Below are 14,923 nucleotides of genomic sequence, written 5' to 3' on the forward strand. Positions count from 1 at the left end.
CCGCCCCTCACCGGGCGGCGACCGCCCCCACTCTGACGAGGAGGCCGTCATGACCGACGCCGTGCTTTCCTTCGTGCATCGCTTTGAGCCCGCCACCCGGCAGGATGTCGCCCCCCTGCTCCTGCTCCACGGCACCGGCGGCGACGAGAATGATCTGATCCCGCTGGGCGACATGATCGCGCCGGGCGCCGCCTTGCTTTCGCCGCGTGGCAAGGTGCTGGAAGGCGGCATGCCGCGCTTCTTCCGCCGCCTGCGTGAGGGCGTGTTCGACGAGGACGATGTGCGCGCCCGCGCCGCCGAGCTCGCGGCCTTCATTGCCGAGGCGCGTGCCGCCTATGGTCTTGCCGCCCCCATCGCGGTCGGCTTTTCCAACGGCGCCAACATCGCCGCCGCCCTGCTGCTGACGCAGCCGAAGGTGCTGGCGGGGGCTATCCTGATCCGCGCCATGGTGCCGCTGGCGGTGCCTCCGGCGGCCGATCTCGCGGGAAAGCGGGTTCTGCTGCTCTCGGGAGCGACGGATCCCATCGTGCCGGAAAACAATGCCGTGCGCCTCGCCGGCCAGCTTCGTGCCGCCGGGGCCGATCTCGATCACCGCACCCTGCCAGCCGGCCACGGCCTTTCGCAGGGTGATCTGACGCTCGCCCGCGCATGGCTCCAGGCCTCGGGCCGGGCGGCGGCCTGACCGATCCGCGCGTTTCCGGCGGAACCGGATGCCTCCGAGCGCATTGCTGCCACGGTGCAGGTGTTCCACACTCGCGCCGTGGCAGCTGGCGTTCGGCGGAGGTAGCGATGCGTTGGGAAGATTTCCGCCGTAGCCGGAATGTCGAGGACCGGCGGGGCGACAGTGGCGGTCTGGGCGGCGGCTTCGGCGGCGGCCGGCGCATGGGCGCGCGCGGTGGGCTTGGCATTGGCGGGCTCATCGTCGTCGGCCTCATCGCCTGGGCCACCGGCATCAATCCGGCGGTGCTGATCGGCGGCGCCGAAATCCTGCTCGGCGACGGCGACAGCAGCGGCTACAGCCAGCAGCAGCAACCGCCCTCCGCTCAGGCCCAGCGCAATCTCAGCCCCGAGGACAAGAAGCTCGGCGAGTTTGCCGCTGTCGTTCTCGCCCAGACCGAGGATGTGTGGACGCCGATCTTCAAGGCGCAGGGCAGCACCTATGCCGAGCCCGGCCTGGTGCTTTTCTCCGGTGCCACCCGCTCGGCCTGCGGGTCGGCGAATTCCGCCACGGGACCGTTCTATTGCCCGCGGGACCAGAAGGTTTATCTCGACACCTCCTTCTTTGACGAGATGAAGCAGAAGTTCCGGGCGCCGGGTGACTTCGCCGCCGCCTATGTCATCGCCCACGAGGTCGGCCATCATGTGGAAAACCAGATCGGCCTGCTGGAGCAGGTGCAGGCGCGCCAGCGTCAGGTCTCGCGAACGGAAGCCAATGCGCTCTCGGTAAAGGTCGAGCTGATGGCGGATTGCCTCGCCGGCGTGTGGGCGCACCATGCCGATGCGCAGTGGCGCATTCTGGAAGATGGCGATATTCAGGAGGCGATGAACGCCGCCTCCGCCATTGGCGACGACCGCCTGCAGAAGCAGTCGCAGGGCCGGGTTGTGCCCGACAGCTTCACCCATGGCAGCTCCGCCCAGCGGATGAAGTGGTTCAAGCAGGGGCTCGATGGCGGGTCGCTGGCGCAGTGCAACACATTCAAGGGCAGCATCTGATGCGGGTCCGCATCTGAACGCCGCCGCCGAGAGGCCGAGATGAATTCCGACACGCCCTTCGTGCCGCTTGCCATCGCGGTGCTCACCATCTCCGACACCCGCACTCCGGCGGATGATCGATCGGGCACGACATTGGCGGACCGCATCACTGCCGCCGGCCACAATCTCGCCGACCGCGCCATCGTGCCGGATGATGTGGAGGCGATCCGCACGCAGGTCGCGGGTTGGATCGCCGATGAAGGGATCGATGTCGTCATCACGACAGGCGGCACAGGCTTCACCGGCCGCGACGTGACGCCCGAGGCGGTGGAGCCGCTGTTCGAGAAGCGCATGGAAGGTTTCTCGACCATTTTCCACATGGTCTCGTTCGGCAAGATCGGCACCTCGACACTGCAGAGCCGCGCGACGGCCGGGGTAGCCAATTCCACCTACATCTTCTGCCTGCCCGGCTCGCCCGGCGCCTGCCGCGACGGCTGGGACGAGATCCTCGTTCACCAGCTCGATATCAGGCACAAGCCCTGCAATTTCGTCGAGATCCTTCCCCGGCTCGACGAGCACCTCAAGCGCGGCAAGCTGCGCGCGCCGCAGGGCGGGACGCTCGGCTAGAGCACGTCCGGTGAAAGTCGGCTCACCGGACGTGCTCTAGGTTTCTGTTTTTACGCATTTTCTTCACGCGAACCGGAACCCACTTCGCTCGAAAATGCTCTAGGTCACAGACCCATAAACGGGATTCCCTTTTGGGTCGGAGGCTGATTCATTTCTCCTGATGGAGGATGAGATGGCCCGCTTTGATCTAACGGATTTCGAGTGGTCGGTGATCCAGCCGCTTTTGCCGAACAAGCCGAGGGGCGTGCCTCGGGTGGACGACCGGCGCGTGCTGAACGGGATTTTCTGGCGACTTCGGACCGGGGCGCCGTGGGCCGACATTCCCGAGCGCTACGGCCCGCACACGACCTGCGTGAACCGCTTCAACCGCTGGCGCAAGGCGGGGGTCTGGGATCGGCTTCTGGAAGCGGTGTCAAAGGCTTACGATGGCGACATCCAGATGATCGATTCCTCCAGCATCCGCGTGCACCAGCACGCCGCCAACGCCCAAAAAAAGACGACCGATCCGGTTGCATGGGTCGCTCGCGGGGCGGCCTGACAACGAAGATCCATGCTCTGGTGGATGCCGAAGGCCTGCCGATCGCCCTGAAATTGACCGAGGGCCAGGCTCATGACGGACGCAGCGCCCGCGACATGCTCGGCGCGCTTGTCGATGGCCAGACCCTCCTGGCCGACCGCGCCTATGACAGCGACGAACTCCGGCAAAGCCTGCGCGAGCGAGGCGCATGGGCCAACATCAAGCCCATGCCGAACCGCAAGAACGTGCCAGCCTTCAGCCCCTTCTTGTATCGCTATCGCAACCTCGTCGAGCGCTTCTTCAACAAGATCAAGCACTACCGCGCCGTTGCGACCCGATACGACAAGCGACCTGACAATTTCCTCGCCGGCGTAAAACTCGCATCACTCAGAATATGGATGCGGTTTAATGAGTCGGTCGCCTAGGGCTCAGGCGTCTTCCGGCAGCAATATCTGCGAGCGCAGCAGCATCAGCCGCTTGCGGCCGACCCGTGCCATCAGGCGACGGCTCGCCTGCGGGCCCGGCATGTGCCCACCCAACGCATCGTAAAGCCGGCGGTGGAGCAGCAACCCCTGTTCCGGGCGCGGCCGGCCGGTAATGGCCTGGCGCATCATCGCCGACGCCTCCCGCAGGCGCGGCGTGACACCGAATCCGTCCAGCGCCAAGCGAAAGGTCGCCGCCCGCTGCTCCGTGGCGCCGATGCGCTCGGCCTGATCGGTGAAATTGCGCACCTCGCGTGCCCAACCCTCCTGAAGCAGCCCGGAAGGCTCCAGGAACAGCAGCCAGGAGGCGCGCGCCGCCGCCGCGCCTTCGCGCAGGCTCGCGCCCCGATCGGCGAAACCGGGCAGGTATTCGCACCCCGCCGCGTCGGCGATCTCGGCTACATCGGCGGAGCCGGCCGAGTCGACGAGAAGCACCTCGCGCACGACGCCGGCGGCGGCGCCGGGCACCAGCGAGGCGAGTGTCGGAATGAGCCGCTTGGCTGTCGCGCCAATGGGAATGACGACCGAGATCACGCGTCCAGTCACCCTCGATGAACGTGGTTCGGGGAAAGGCCGGATGAACGTCCGCGCCAGTCGGATAAGGCGTTTCCTGCCTATCGCACCACTTGCGGGGCGTACAGCCCGGCTGTCGCAATTCCGCTGATGTTCTTGATATGTTCTCAAAGCCGCGCTACAGAATCTCTCATGCAACATCGCGGTTCCGATTCCTCTTCCGGTAATTCCCAGCCACCTCCTGCGCCCCGGCATCTGGGAAGGCTGGCGCAGCAGCGCCGCGACGCCCGGGCGCAGGAGCAGGACGCGACTGCGCGCGACCTCACCGGCCTGTCCGACATCGACGCCGTGGCGCCCCCACCCATGCTGGACTGGATGGTGGAGGCCGAGCGCCGGCGGGGGCGGGGGGCGCTCTCCAATGCGGCGGGACGCTTCGAGCCGCACAGCCGCGAGCGCTTCGACGATGGCTGGATGGGGCTGGACGACCTGCCGCCCTTCCGCACCAGCGTGACGGTGGAAAAGCCACGCACCATCATCAACCGCAACGAATCCCCCGATGTCGGCTTCGATCGCTCGATCAACCCCTATCGCGGCTGCGAGCATGGCTGTGTCTACTGCTTCGCGCGGCCGACCCATGCCTATCAGGGGCTCTCGGCGGGTCTCGATTTCGAGACCAAGCTGTTCGCCAAGCCGGACGCGCCGGAGCTTCTGGCCAAGGAACTGGCCAAGCCGGGCTATGAGCCGCGCACCATCGCGCTCGGCATCAATACCGACGGCTATCAGCCGATCGAGCGGGAATGGCGGCTGACCCGCCGCATCCTCGAAGTGCTGCGCGATTTCGGCCACCCGGTCGGCATCGTCACCAAATCGGCGTTGGTGGTGCGCGACCTCGATATTCTCGGCCCCATGGCCGAGAAGGGGCTGGTGAAGGTGGCGCTGTCCATCACCACGCTCGACCACAAGCTGGCGCGCATCATGGAGCCGCGCGCGGCGACGCCGCAGCGCCGGCTCGATGCGCTGCGCCGCCTCTCCGAGGCCGGCATTCCCACGGCGGTGCTGGTGGCCCCGGTCATCCCCGCCGTCACCGATGCGGAGATGGAGCGCATTCTCGACGCCGCCGCCGCGGCCGGTGCGTCGGAAGCGGGCTATGTCATGCTGCGCGTGCCGCTGGAAATCCGCGACCTGTTCCGCGAATGGCTGCTGGCGCATTTTCCCGACCGCTACCGCCATGTGCTCTCGCTGCTCAAGGAACTGCATGGCGGGCGCGAATATGATTCCACCTTCGGCCAGCGCATGACCGGAACCGGCCCCTATGCCTGGACGCTGGCGCGGCGCTTCGAGATCGCGGTGGAGCGGCTGGGGCTGAATCGTCGCCACACCCGCCTGACCACCCGCCATTTCACCCGCCCGCCGCAGAAGGGCGAGCAATTGTCGCTGTTCGGAGAAGGCTGATGAGCATGATTATCGTCAAGGCCGGGGACGGCAGCACGCCGGCGGACGAGACGCCCGAAAATGGCTCACGCACAGCTGCGGACGAGCGCGCGCGGGAGTTGGAGCCGGGCGACGCGCGGCCTCTGCCGCCTCGCCCGGCGGGAGGGGCTGTGCCGCGTGTGATGCCGCCGCTGCGCCTGTCCCTGGTCACGCTCGGCGTGGCGGATCTGAAGCGGGCGGTGGCGTTCTACGAGGCGCTGGGGCTCGAGCGGCGGGTGAAAGAGGCCACGGGCGCGGCGTTCTTCGACGCCGGCGGCGTGGTGCTCTCGCTCTATCCGCGCCCCGAACTCGCCGCCGATGCGGGCGTGCTGCCGGGCCGCGCCGGTGCCTTTGGCGGCATCGCGCTGGCCTGCAACCGGGCGAGCCGGGCGGAGGTCGACACCACGCTTATCCGCGCCGTGGCAGCGGGCGGCCGGGCGCTGCGCCCGGCGCAGCCGACGTTCTGGGGCGGCTATTCCGGCTATGTCGCCGATCCCGACGGGCACCCGTGGGAGATTGCCCACAATCCCGGCTTTCCGTTCGACGCGGCGGGCCGCATCGTCCTGCCGGAATGATCGTCGCCCCTCGGAGCGGCATGACGGCTCCGGCCAAGGCGCGCCTGCGAAGGCGTTTCGAGGCCGCGTGCCGTCGAGGCGGCGCATAAACGCCGGGGATGCAGGAGGCGCGAGACGCTCCGGCCCCGGTGCCGCACGCGCGCGCCGGAGCCGTGTCGTCATGCGGGCCGAGACGGCCGGCCGTCAGTTGGCGCCGAGCAGGGGCGCCAGTTCCTTGTCGAGCTGCTCGGGGCTCAGCGCGCCGGAAATCTTCTTGCCGTTGATGAAGAAGGTGGGCGTGGCGTCGATGCCGAAGCCGGCGCCGCGCTTGGCCACTTCGTCGATCTGGCCGGCCAGCTTGGTGTCGTTCAGGCAGGCGTTGAACTGGTCCTCGGTCATGCCGCTCTGCTTGGCGATGGCCAGCAGCGCCTGCGCCGGATTGGTCGAGAACGCCCAGTTCTTCTGGGTCTCGAACAGCGTGTCGGTCATCGGGTAATATTTGCCCTCGCCCCCGCAGCGCGCCAGCATGAAGGCGGCCTTGGCGACGATGTCGAGCGGGAACTCGCGCAGGATGAAGCGCACCTTGCCGGTGTCGATGTATTTTTCTTTCAGCACCGGGTAGGTGGTCTCGTGGAAATGTGCGCAATGGCCGCAGGTCATCGAGGCATATTCCACGATGGTGACCGGTGCGTCCGCCTTGCCGAGCACCTGGTCGGGCAGGGCGCCCGGCGCCATCAGGTCGCCGGTGTCGACCGTCTGCGCCTCGGCGCGTCCGAGCAAGGCGCCGCCCAGCGAGCTGAAGGCGGCGACGGTGAGGGCGAGGGTGCCGATACCTTCGAGGAAGCGACGGCGGTCGATCATTGTCGGTCTCCAGAAGAAGGCCGGACGTTCCCGCCGGCTTCGAATGCCCATTCCTGCAAGCTGCCTGCACCCTGGCGAAAAAAACCACCTTTGGCCGGGCAACCCACTAGCGCCTACAGGCAGCGCAGCGACATGGCAACGGTGCGGCGGATTGCCGGTCCTCACCGCTGCGTGAAATCCGGCTTCCCATCGCGCTTCTCCCGCGCCACCAGCGCCCCCAGCCGCGCAAGGGACGCGGCGAGCGCACCGTCCTCGAACGCCCCGGCGCAGGCCGCGATCCGCTGCTGGGCCGCGCCGCATTCCACCGCATCGGGTTCGATGAACCGAAAACGCGGGCGCGGGCGCGGCACCGGCCCCTGCTTGAGCGCCAGCCGGCCGATGCAGCGCCAGCCGAAATAGCGGTTCACCCGGTCGATGACGACAGGCGCCTCGTGCTGCAGCTCGATGGCGAAGCCGCCCTCGACGCGCACATGCAGCACGCCCGGTTCCCCGCTGTCCGGCCGCGAGGGCCAGGCGAGCTTCATCGGCACCGCCCGCGCCGCCAGCGCCTCGCCGACGATGTCGGCCCAGCGGGTGACGATTTCCACCGAGGCGAGGCCGCGCTTGCGACAGCTTTCGGCGATGGTGCCGTCGATCAGGTCGGCGAGCGGGCGCGGTCGGGAGGGGGGAGCCATCGTAATCTCGTCTTGCCCGGCGCGGCCGATGCGGCCACGGTGCGGACGTTGTGCCTGAGGATCGCATGCCTGCCGCCGTCAATCCAGCCGCCCGCCCCGCCCTTGCGCCGCCCGATCCGGCGCTGCTGCTCGCCTGGTACGACCGCCACAGGCGGCGCCTGCCATGGCGCGCGCCGCCGGGCGAACGGCAGGATCCCTACCGGGTCTTTCTTTCCGAGATCATGCTGCAGCAGACCACCGTGGTCACCGTCGCGCCCTATTACGAGGTGTTTCTGCGCCGCTGGCCGGATGTGGCGGCGCTCGCCGGCGCGCCGCTGGAAGAGGTGCTCTCCGCCTGGGCGGGGCTCGGCTACTATGCCCGCGCGCGCAATCTCCATGCCTGCGCCAAGGCGGTCACCGAGCGCCATGGCGGGCGCTTTCCGGCGGAAGAGGCGGAACTGCTCACCCTGCCCGGCATCGGCCCCTACACGGCGGCGGCCATCGCCTCCATCGCCTTCGAGCGCCGCGCCGCGCCGGTCGATGGAAACTGGGAGCGTGTGCTGGCGCGGCTCTTCACCGTGGCCGACCCGCTGCCCAAGGCGCGGCCGAAGCTGCGGGCGCTGGCGCTCACGCTGCTGCCGCAGGCACGCTTCGGCGATTTCGCCCAGGCGCTGATGGACCTCGGCGCCACCATCTGCACGCCGCGCAAGCCCGCCTGCGCGCTCTGCCCGTGGCGCGAGCCCTGCGCTGCCCGCGCCGAGGGCGATCCCGAGCGCTACCCGGTCAAGGCGGCGAAGCTGGCGCGACCGACCCGCGCGGGCGTCGCCTTCCTCGCCGTGCGGGCGGATGGCGCGGTGCTGGTGCGCTCGCGCCCGGCAAAAGGGCTGCTCGGCGGCATGAGCGAGGTGCCCTCGACGCCATGGGAGCCGGGCGGGATCACCCACCCCTCTGCGCACGCCCCGCTGGCGGCGAAATGGACGGCACTCAACACCACCGTCACTCATGTGTTCAGCCATTTCGCGCTGGAATTGCAGGTCTGGAGGGCAGAGGTGCCGGCGCAGACGAAGGCCCCTGCCGGGCACCGCTGGGTGCTTCCGCAAGGCTTTGATGCCGAGGCGTTTCCAACCGTGATGCGCAAGGTATTGCGCCACGTCGAATCGATTTTTTAGCGTGGCCCGAATGAACCTTCCGCCACCTTGATCGTTATTCCTGCAAGCCGCCGCGAGCGGATGAAAACAGGAGACGACGACGATGGGTAGCACCATGGACAAGGCCAAGGGCATGGCCAACGAGGCCGTCGGCAATGTGAAGCAGGGCATCGGCAAGATGACCGATTCCGAGCGCCTCCAGGCCGAAGGCAAGGCCCAGGAATTGAAGGGCGAGGCCCAGCAGGCCAAGGGCGAGATCAAGGAAACGGTCAAGAAGGCCGGCAATCTCTGAGCCTCAGGCCACTTCCATTGAATGACGAGGCCGCCCGTTTGGGCGGCCTTTTTCGTGCGCTGGGCAGGCGGCGAGATATCTGTGTAGTGGCTATTCCGCCGCCATCGCCATTTCCGAGCGCACGACGGCGCGCAGGCTGTCGATGGGCCGCAACCCGTCCCGCGTGGCGATGTGCCAGAAGGTCCAGCCATTGCAGGCGTCCAGCCCTTGGGCGAGGGCGCCGGCGCGGTGGATGGAACCGATCTGGCCGAGGCCCGGCGCCGTCTCCAGCGAGAGCGTGCCGTCGGCCCGCACCATCGCACGCATCTTGGCCTTGGCGTCGGTGAGCAGCGTGCCAGGCGCGACGAGGCCGCGCTCCACCAGCGAATTGAAGGCGATGCGCGGCGCCTCGCGGGCGGTTGGCGCCGTGGCGAGTGCGAGGTCGGGCAGGGGCGTGACGGCGTCGATGCGGGCCTGGGCCGCATCGGCATAGGTCGCGTCGCGCTCGATGCCGACGAAATGCCGACCGAGCCGCTTGGCCACGGCGGCGGTGGTGCCGGAGCCGAGGAAGGGGTCGAGGATCACGTCGCCGGGCTTCGAGGCGGACAGGATGACACGGGCCAGCAGCGCCTCCGGCTTCTGGGTCGGGTGAACCTTATGGCCGTCTTCATCCTTCAGCCGCTCCCCGCCGGAGCAGATCGGAAACAGCCAGTCGGAGCGCATCTGCACATCCTCATTGGCGGCCTTCATTGCCTCGTAATTGAAGGTGTAGCCCTTGGCCTCAGGCTGGCGCGCCGCCCAGATCAGCGTCTCATGCGCATTGGTGAAGCGGCGGCCACGGAAATTCGGCATCGGGTTGGTCTTGCGCCAGACGATGTCGTTGAGGATCCAGAAATCGAGGTCCTGCAGCATCGCGCCGACGCGGAAGATGTTGTGGTAGGAGCCGATCACCCACAGCGTGCCGGTGGGCTTCAGCACCCGCCGCACCGCCAGCAGCCAGGCGCGGGTGAAGGCGTCATAGGCCTGGAAGCTGTCGAACTTGTCCCAGGCGTCGTCCACCGCGTCGACCCGGCTGTCGTCGGGGCGTTTGAGTTCGCCCTGGAGCTGGAGATTGTACGGCGGATCAGCAAACACCAGATCGACCGAGCCGGCAGGAAGCCGTGACAGGGCGGCAACGCAGTCGCCACGCAGAATGGTATCGAGGGGGAGATCGGCAGCAGGGCCAGAGGAACGGGCAATGCCGGATCGGGGAGCCCGAAGGGTCTCCCCGTTGCGAACGACCTTCATGAACGCTCTACCCTACTCAAACAGGACGCAACGGAACTCGTGTATCCACAATCTCCGCCGCACAGGGTAAAGACCGGGTAAAGCGATGCCGCCAAATCCGCATTCCGTGGAGCCGCCGACCAGAGGCTGGGCGAAGCCGGCCTCGCCAGGGGCGGCGCCAATCGCAAGCGAGCTTCCGCGCTGGCATGGCGACGGCCTCTTGGCGCGCTCGTTGCGCTTCACCGTCACGGTGATGGCGCCGATGAGCGCCGGCCTGCTGCTGCACCAGAATTACTGGGTCGGCTACGCGCTCCTCACCTGCATTCTCGGCTTCACGCTGGACACCGGCGGCTCGGTGCTCCACCGGGCCGCGTTGTTCGCCATTGCCGGCGCCGTGGTGGTGGCCGGCGCCACGCTCGGTGCCGGCGTGGCGGGCCATGTGTGGCTGACGGCGACCGCGCTGGTGGGGACGGCGGCTCTCTATGCGCTGGTCGAGGCGGTGCACCCCAGTGCCGCCTTCGCCGCGCGGTTCTTTTGCCTCGCCACGGCGATCGCCGCGATCGAGGTGCCGTTCCAGCCGGCGGACATCGGGGTGGTGGCGGTCTTCGCCGTCTATGCCTGGATGGTGTCGGTCGCGTGGGACCTTGTCACCGGCCTGTGGCGGCCTTCCGCCGCGCCGACGCTTTCCGCCATTGTCGCGCATGTGCGGGAGACGCAGCGGGAGCGGCTGCTGTTCGCCGCCATCGTGGCGGTCGCCGTGGCCGCTGCGTTCCTTGTGGGACACATGCTCGGCCTGCCGCACCCCCATTGGGCGGTGTTCGCGGTGGTGATCGTGCTGCGCGACGACACGCATTTCAGCCGCCGCATGATCGGCTATCTCGTTCTGGGCACGGTGCTCGGCGCCGGTGCCGCCTTCCTCTACGGTGCCGCCGTCACCTCGCCCGCCGGGCTGATGGCCGGCATCACGCTCGCCGCGCTGGTGCGGTGGCCGGGCCAGAAACTCCACGGGGCGCTCGGCATGGCCGCGATGGCGGCTTTCGTCATCCTGCTGCTACAGCTCGTGGGCACGCTGATCGCCGTGCCCATTCACGCGGCCGCCGACCGGGTGGTCGACGTTGTGCTGGGCTGCGCCTTCTCGCTGGCGGCGCTCATCATCAATGCGCGCCTGCGAACCTGGCTGGGCTGGGACACCGCCTGAGAAGGTATGGAGGCCTCCGGCGCGGCACACCGTTCTGGCGGGAGATCCGCATCGAATCGCAACATCTCGTGGATCGAGGCGCCCGCACCACTTGAACTTGTGGCTGCCGGGCGGCACCCTAGGACGATGAAATTCACCCGCCTGCGTCTGACCGGCTTCAAGACCTTTGTCGAGCCGACCGAAATGCTCATCGAGCCCGGCCTTACCGGCATTGTGGGCCCGAATGGCTGCGGTAAGTCGAATCTTGTCGAGGCGATGCGCTGGGTCATGGGCGAGAGCTCCTACAAGGCGATGCGCGCCGAGGGCATGGACGACGTCATCTTCGGCGGCTCCACCACCCGCCCGTCGCGCAACACCGCTGAGGTCGTGCTGGTGGTGGACAATGCCGACCGGTCGGCGCCGGCCGTCTTCAACGATGCCGACCTACTGGAGATTTCCCGCCGGATCGAGCGCGAGGCCGGCTCCTCCTACCGCATCAACGGGCGGGAGGCGCGCGCGCGCGACGTGCAGATCCTGTTCGCCGATGCCTCGTCAGGCTCCCGCTCGCCTTCCATGGTGCGGCAGGGGCAGATCGGCGAGATCGTCGGCGCCAAGCCGACCGCACGTCGCCGCCTGCTGGAGGAAGCCGCCGGCGTCGCCGGCCTGCACGCCCGCCGGCACGAGGCGGAGATGCGTCTGCGCGCCGCCGAGACCAATCTCACGCGCCTCGAGGACGTCATCGGCCAGATCACCGGCCAGCTCGACGCGCTGCGCCGCCAGTCGCGTCAGGCCTCGCGCTACCGGGTGCTGTCCTCCGACATCCGCAAGGCCGAGGCGGCGCTGCTCTGGCTGCGCTGGCTGGAGGCCGAGGGCGGACTTGGCGAGGCGAGCCGCGCGCTCGATCTCGCAGTCCGCGAGGTCGCAGCCCGGACCTTGCAGCAGGGCGAAGCAGCACGCGCTGCAGCCGTGGCGGCGCATGGAATCCCCGCCTTGCGCGAGGTCGATGCCGCCGCCGCCGCCGCCCTCCAGCGCCTCTCCCTGGCGCGCGGCGAACTCGACCGCGAGGAAGCCCGCGCCGGCGCCCGCCGCGAGGAGCTCGACCGTCGGTTGGCGCAACTCGGCGGCGACATGGAGCGCGAGCGGGCGCTCGCAAAGGACGCCGGCGAGATGCTGGATCGCCTCGCCCATGAGGCCGAGGAACTGGCGATCGCGCAGGAACAGGCTGCGCAGATCGGCGACGAGGCGCTGGCCCGCAACGGCGAGGCCGTCAGTCGGCTGGCCGAATCCGAGCACGCCTTCGCCGACGCCACCGCCGCCAATGCCGAGGCGAGCGCCCGGCGCGGCGCGCTGGAGCGCGCCCTGCGCGAGGCTGGTGAGCGCCTGTCGCGGCTCGATCGCGACGTCGAGCAGCTTTCCGGCCAGAAGCGCCAGCTGGAAGCTAATGGCGACGCCGCCCGGCTCGACGAACGGCGCGCCACCGCCGAATTCGCGCAGGATTCCTTTGCTGCAGCGGAAATGGCCGCGCAGGAGGCCGAGAACGCCCATGCGAGCGCCCGCGCCGCGCTCGACCAGGCACGTCGGCCGCTGTCCGATGCCGAACGCGCCGCCCAGCGGCTCGATACCGAGGCCCGCACGCTGGCCAAGTTGCTCGATGTCGGTACCCCGCGGCGCTGGTCGCCGGTGCTTGATTTCATCGAGGTCGAGCGCGGCTTCGAGACGGCGCTGGGTGCGGCGCTGGGCGACGATCTCGACGCGCCGTCCGACCCCGCCGCGCCAGTGCACTGGTCGCTTGTCGTCATGCCGGGCGACGCGCCCCTGCCTGATGGGGCGGAACCGCTCGCCTCTTATGTCGTGGCGCCGAAGGTGCTGGCCCGCCGCCTCGCCCAGATCGGCGTGGTCGACCGGGCGGATGGACCGCGCCTGGCCGCACAGCTGAAGAGCGGCCAGCGCTTGGTATCCCGCGAGGGCGACCTGTGGCGCTGGGACGGCCTCGTCGCCGCCGCTGACGCGCCGACTGCGGCAGCCCGCCGGCTCGCCGAACGCAACCGGCTCGCCGATGTCGAGGCCCAGCTCGAGGGCGCCCGCGCCGAGGTAACGCTTCACCGGCGGGCGCTGGAGACCTCGGAGGCCGTCCTGCGCGCCGCCGCGGCCCGCGAAAATGCCGCCCGCGAAGCCCGTCGCGCCAGCTTGCGTGCCATGGAAGCTGCCCGCGACGAGCTCGCCCGCGCCGAACGCGCCGCCGCGGAGCAGTCGGCGCGGCTGGCAGCGCTTAGTGCCAATCTTGTCCGCCTGCAGGAAGACCGCGAGGCCGCCGCGATCGGGCTGGAGGACGCCGGCGCGGCGATTGCCGGCCACCCGCTCGCCGCCGAAGGTGAGGCCCAGCTGGCGGAGGTTCGCGCCCGTGTCGCGCATGACCGTGCCGTATTGGCCGAGACCCGCGCCCGGGCCGATGCGCTGGTCCGCGAGCGCGAGCAACGTGCCCGCCGCCTCTCGGCCATCGCCACGGAACGGGCCTCATGGGAAGCGCGCGCCGGCGGCACCGGCGAACGGGTGGCAGCGCTGGAGGCTCGGCTTGCCGAGGCCGCTGCCGAGCGCGAGGATCTCGATGATGCGCCGGTGCGTTTCGCCGCCCGCAGCCGCGCGTTGCTCGACGAGGTTTCTCGGGCAGAAGCGGCGCGCCGCGAGGCCGCCGATAAGCTCGCGGCCGCCGAAACTCTGCATGCCGAGGGGGACAAGCTGGCCCGTGCGACGCTCGACGCGCTGGCGGCCGCGCGCGAGGAGAGCGCCCGTGCCGAGGCGCGGGTGGAAGCTGCGCGCCAGCGTCGCGAGGACGTGGCGCGGGAGATCGGCGACGTGCTGGACGGTCCGCCCGAAAACGCGCGCGAAATCGCCGGTTTCACCTCCGACGCCGCGCTTCCCGTGCTGGCCGAGCTTGAAGCCGAGCTTGGCCGGCTCAAGGCCGACCGCGAGCGGCTCGGCGCGGTGAATTTGCGCGCCGAAGACGAACTCAGCGAGATCGAGACCCAGCAGAAGGGGCTCACCGGCGAGCGCGACGACCTCACCGAGGCGATCAAGCGGCTGCGCCAGGGCATTTATGGCCTCAACCGCGAGGCGCGCGAGCGGCTGCAGGTCAGCTTCAACATCGTCGACGGCCATTTCCGCCAGTTGTTCACCACGCTGTTCGGCGGCGGCGAGGCACAGCTCGTGCTGACTGATTCGGACGATCCGCTGGAGGCCGGCCTCGACATCATCGCCAAGCCGCCCGGCAAGAAGCCGCAGTCGCTCTCCCTGCTCTCGGGCGGCGAGCAGGCCCTGACCGCCATGGCGCTGATCTTTGCGGTGTTTCTCACCAATCCGTCGCCGATCTGCGTGCTGGACGAGGTGGACGCGCCGCTGGACGACGCCAATGTGGAGCGCTTCTGCAACCTGCTCGACGAGATGCGGCGCCTTACCGAGACACGCTTCGTCACCATCACCCATAACCCGATCACCATGAGCCGGATGAACCGTCTGTTCGGCGTCACCATGGCCGAGCGCGGCGTGTCGAAGCTCGTTTCCGTCGACCTCGCCACCGCCGAGCGCTTTCTCGAAGCCGGCTGAGCGGCCGCGCCGGCACAGGCGCGTTGCCAGATGGTGGACAAGCGGCACCCATGTGCGGCGTTCGCCGCATTTTGCTCCACACGCTGGCATGC

13 protein-coding genes and 1 pseudogene are annotated in these 14,923 nt (G+C 69.1%); 10 read left to right on the forward strand and 4 right to left on the reverse strand.

The window, feature by feature from the left end:
• Nucleotides 1-49 precede the first annotated feature (49 nt).
• The 4 genes and pseudogenes from ACQY76_RS09605 (at nucleotide 50) to ACQY76_RS09620 (ending at nucleotide 3,261) form a co-directional block, all read left to right on the forward strand.
• Complete coding sequence (locus ACQY76_RS09605; RefSeq protein ID WP_428032651.1) at nucleotides 50-682, forward strand: alpha/beta hydrolase; 633 nt, start codon at nucleotides 50-52, stop codon at nucleotides 680-682.
• Nucleotides 683-789: 107 nt separating this feature from the next.
• Nucleotides 790-1,713, forward strand: coding sequence for a KPN_02809 family neutral zinc metallopeptidase (gene ypfJ / locus ACQY76_RS09610; RefSeq protein WP_428032652.1), 924 nt, complete (start codon nucleotides 790-792; stop codon nucleotides 1,711-1,713).
• Between the two features lie 39 nt (nucleotides 1,714-1,752).
• Nucleotides 1,753-2,319 (forward strand): molybdenum cofactor biosynthesis protein B, encoded by a 567-nt coding sequence (gene moaB, locus ACQY76_RS09615; RefSeq protein WP_428032653.1) that lies wholly within the window; start codon nucleotides 1,753-1,755, stop codon nucleotides 2,317-2,319.
• Between the two features lie 172 nt (nucleotides 2,320-2,491).
• Nucleotides 2,492-3,261, forward strand: a pseudogene (locus tag ACQY76_RS09620) (IS5 family transposase).
• A 3-nt stretch (nucleotides 3,262-3,264) separates the two neighbouring features.
• Here the strand turns inward: ACQY76_RS09620 and ACQY76_RS09625 are convergent.
• Entirely contained in the window at nucleotides 3,265-3,852 is a 588-nt protein-coding gene (locus ACQY76_RS09625) for a glycosyl transferase (protein WP_428032654.1), read from the reverse strand.
• 342 nt (nucleotides 3,853-4,194) lie between these two features.
• On the opposite strand from ACQY76_RS09625, the gene ACQY76_RS09630 reads away from it, so the two are divergent.
• Nucleotides 4,195-5,283, forward strand: a complete 1,089-nt coding sequence (locus ACQY76_RS09630) for a PA0069 family radical SAM protein (protein ID WP_428032978.1) — start codon at nucleotides 4,195-4,197, stop codon at nucleotides 5,281-5,283.
• A complete protein-coding gene (locus ACQY76_RS09635) occupies nucleotides 5,283-5,876 on the forward strand; it encodes a VOC family protein (RefSeq protein ID WP_428032655.1) in 594 nt (197 codons plus the stop codon). The genes ACQY76_RS09630 and ACQY76_RS09635 overlap by 1 nt, the downstream gene beginning before the upstream one ends.
• Nucleotides 5,877-6,059: 183 nt before the next feature.
• On the opposite strand, the gene ACQY76_RS09640 is transcribed toward ACQY76_RS09635, so the two are convergent.
• Both ACQY76_RS09640 and ACQY76_RS09645 read right to left on the reverse strand, forming a co-directional pair.
• Nucleotides 6,060-6,716, reverse strand: a complete 657-nt coding sequence (locus ACQY76_RS09640) for a DsbA family protein (protein WP_428032656.1) — start codon at nucleotides 6,714-6,716, stop codon at nucleotides 6,060-6,062.
• Nucleotides 6,717-6,877: 161 nt separating this feature from the next.
• A complete protein-coding gene (locus tag ACQY76_RS09645) occupies nucleotides 6,878-7,390 on the reverse strand; it encodes a DUF721 domain-containing protein (RefSeq protein WP_428032657.1) in 513 nt (170 codons plus the stop codon).
• A gap of 65 nt (nucleotides 7,391-7,455) precedes the next feature.
• On the opposite strand from ACQY76_RS09645, the gene mutY reads away from it, so the two are divergent.
• Together mutY and ACQY76_RS09655 are read left to right on the forward strand one after the other, a co-directional pair.
• Nucleotides 7,456-8,538, forward strand: a complete 1,083-nt coding sequence (gene mutY, locus ACQY76_RS09650) for an A/G-specific adenine glycosylase (protein WP_428032658.1) — start codon at nucleotides 7,456-7,458, stop codon at nucleotides 8,536-8,538.
• Between the two features lie 82 nt (nucleotides 8,539-8,620).
• Nucleotides 8,621-8,809: a CsbD family protein gene (locus ACQY76_RS09655; protein ID WP_428032659.1), complete on the forward strand. Its 189-nt coding sequence runs from the start codon at nucleotides 8,621-8,623 to the stop codon at nucleotides 8,807-8,809.
• Nucleotides 8,810-8,899: 90 nt separating this feature from the next.
• On the opposite strand, the gene ACQY76_RS09660 is transcribed toward ACQY76_RS09655, so the two are convergent.
• A complete protein-coding gene (locus ACQY76_RS09660) occupies nucleotides 8,900-10,075 on the reverse strand; it encodes a site-specific DNA-methyltransferase (RefSeq protein ID WP_428032660.1) in 1,176 nt (391 codons plus the stop codon).
• Between the two features lie 199 nt (nucleotides 10,076-10,274).
• On the opposite strand from ACQY76_RS09660, the gene ACQY76_RS09665 reads away from it, so the two are divergent.
• Together ACQY76_RS09665 and ACQY76_RS09670 are read left to right on the forward strand one after the other, a co-directional pair.
• Nucleotides 10,275-11,252, forward strand: coding sequence for an FUSC family protein (locus tag ACQY76_RS09665; RefSeq protein ID WP_428032661.1), 978 nt, complete (start codon nucleotides 10,275-10,277; stop codon nucleotides 11,250-11,252).
• A gap of 126 nt (nucleotides 11,253-11,378) precedes the next feature.
• Nucleotides 11,379-14,831, forward strand: a complete 3,453-nt coding sequence (locus ACQY76_RS09670) for a chromosome segregation SMC family protein (protein WP_428032662.1) — start codon at nucleotides 11,379-11,381, stop codon at nucleotides 14,829-14,831.
• The last annotated feature ends 92 nt before the right edge of the window (nucleotides 14,832-14,923 follow it).

It is taken from the genome of Ancylobacter sp., assembly GCF_965279025.1.
Lineage (GTDB): Bacteria > Pseudomonadota > Alphaproteobacteria > Rhizobiales > Xanthobacteraceae > Ancylobacter.

Bases quoted from the DNA above. Each gene is read 5' to 3' on its own strand.
- ACQY76_RS09605 (WP_428032651.1), top strand. From the start codon at position 50: ATGACCGACGCCGTGCTTTCCTTCGTGCATCGCTTTGAGCCCGCCACC.
- ypfJ (WP_428032652.1), top strand. From the start codon at position 790: ATGCGTTGGGAAGATTTCCGCCGTAGCCGGAATGTCGAGGACCGGCGG.
- moaB (WP_428032653.1), top strand. From the start codon at position 1,753: ATGAATTCCGACACGCCCTTCGTGCCGCTTGCCATCGCGGTGCTCACC.
- ACQY76_RS09630 (WP_428032978.1), top strand. From the start codon at position 4,195: ATGCTGGACTGGATGGTGGAGGCCGAGCGCCGGCGGGGGCGGGGGGCG.
- ACQY76_RS09635 (WP_428032655.1), top strand. From the start codon at position 5,283: ATGAGCATGATTATCGTCAAGGCCGGGGACGGCAGCACGCCGGCGGAC.
- ACQY76_RS09640 (WP_428032656.1), bottom strand. From the start codon at position 6,716: ATGATCGACCGCCGTCGCTTCCTCGAAGGTATCGGCACCCTCGCCCTC.
- ACQY76_RS09645 (WP_428032657.1), bottom strand. From the start codon at position 7,390: ATGGCTCCCCCCTCCCGACCGCGCCCGCTCGCCGACCTGATCGACGGC.
- mutY (WP_428032658.1), top strand. From the start codon at position 7,456: ATGCCTGCCGCCGTCAATCCAGCCGCCCGCCCCGCCCTTGCGCCGCCC.
- ACQY76_RS09655 (WP_428032659.1), top strand. From the start codon at position 8,621: ATGGGTAGCACCATGGACAAGGCCAAGGGCATGGCCAACGAGGCCGTC.
- ACQY76_RS09660 (WP_428032660.1), bottom strand. From the start codon at position 10,075: ATGAAGGTCGTTCGCAACGGGGAGACCCTTCGGGCTCCCCGATCCGGC.
- ACQY76_RS09670 (WP_428032662.1), top strand. From the start codon at position 11,379: ATGAAATTCACCCGCCTGCGTCTGACCGGCTTCAAGACCTTTGTCGAG.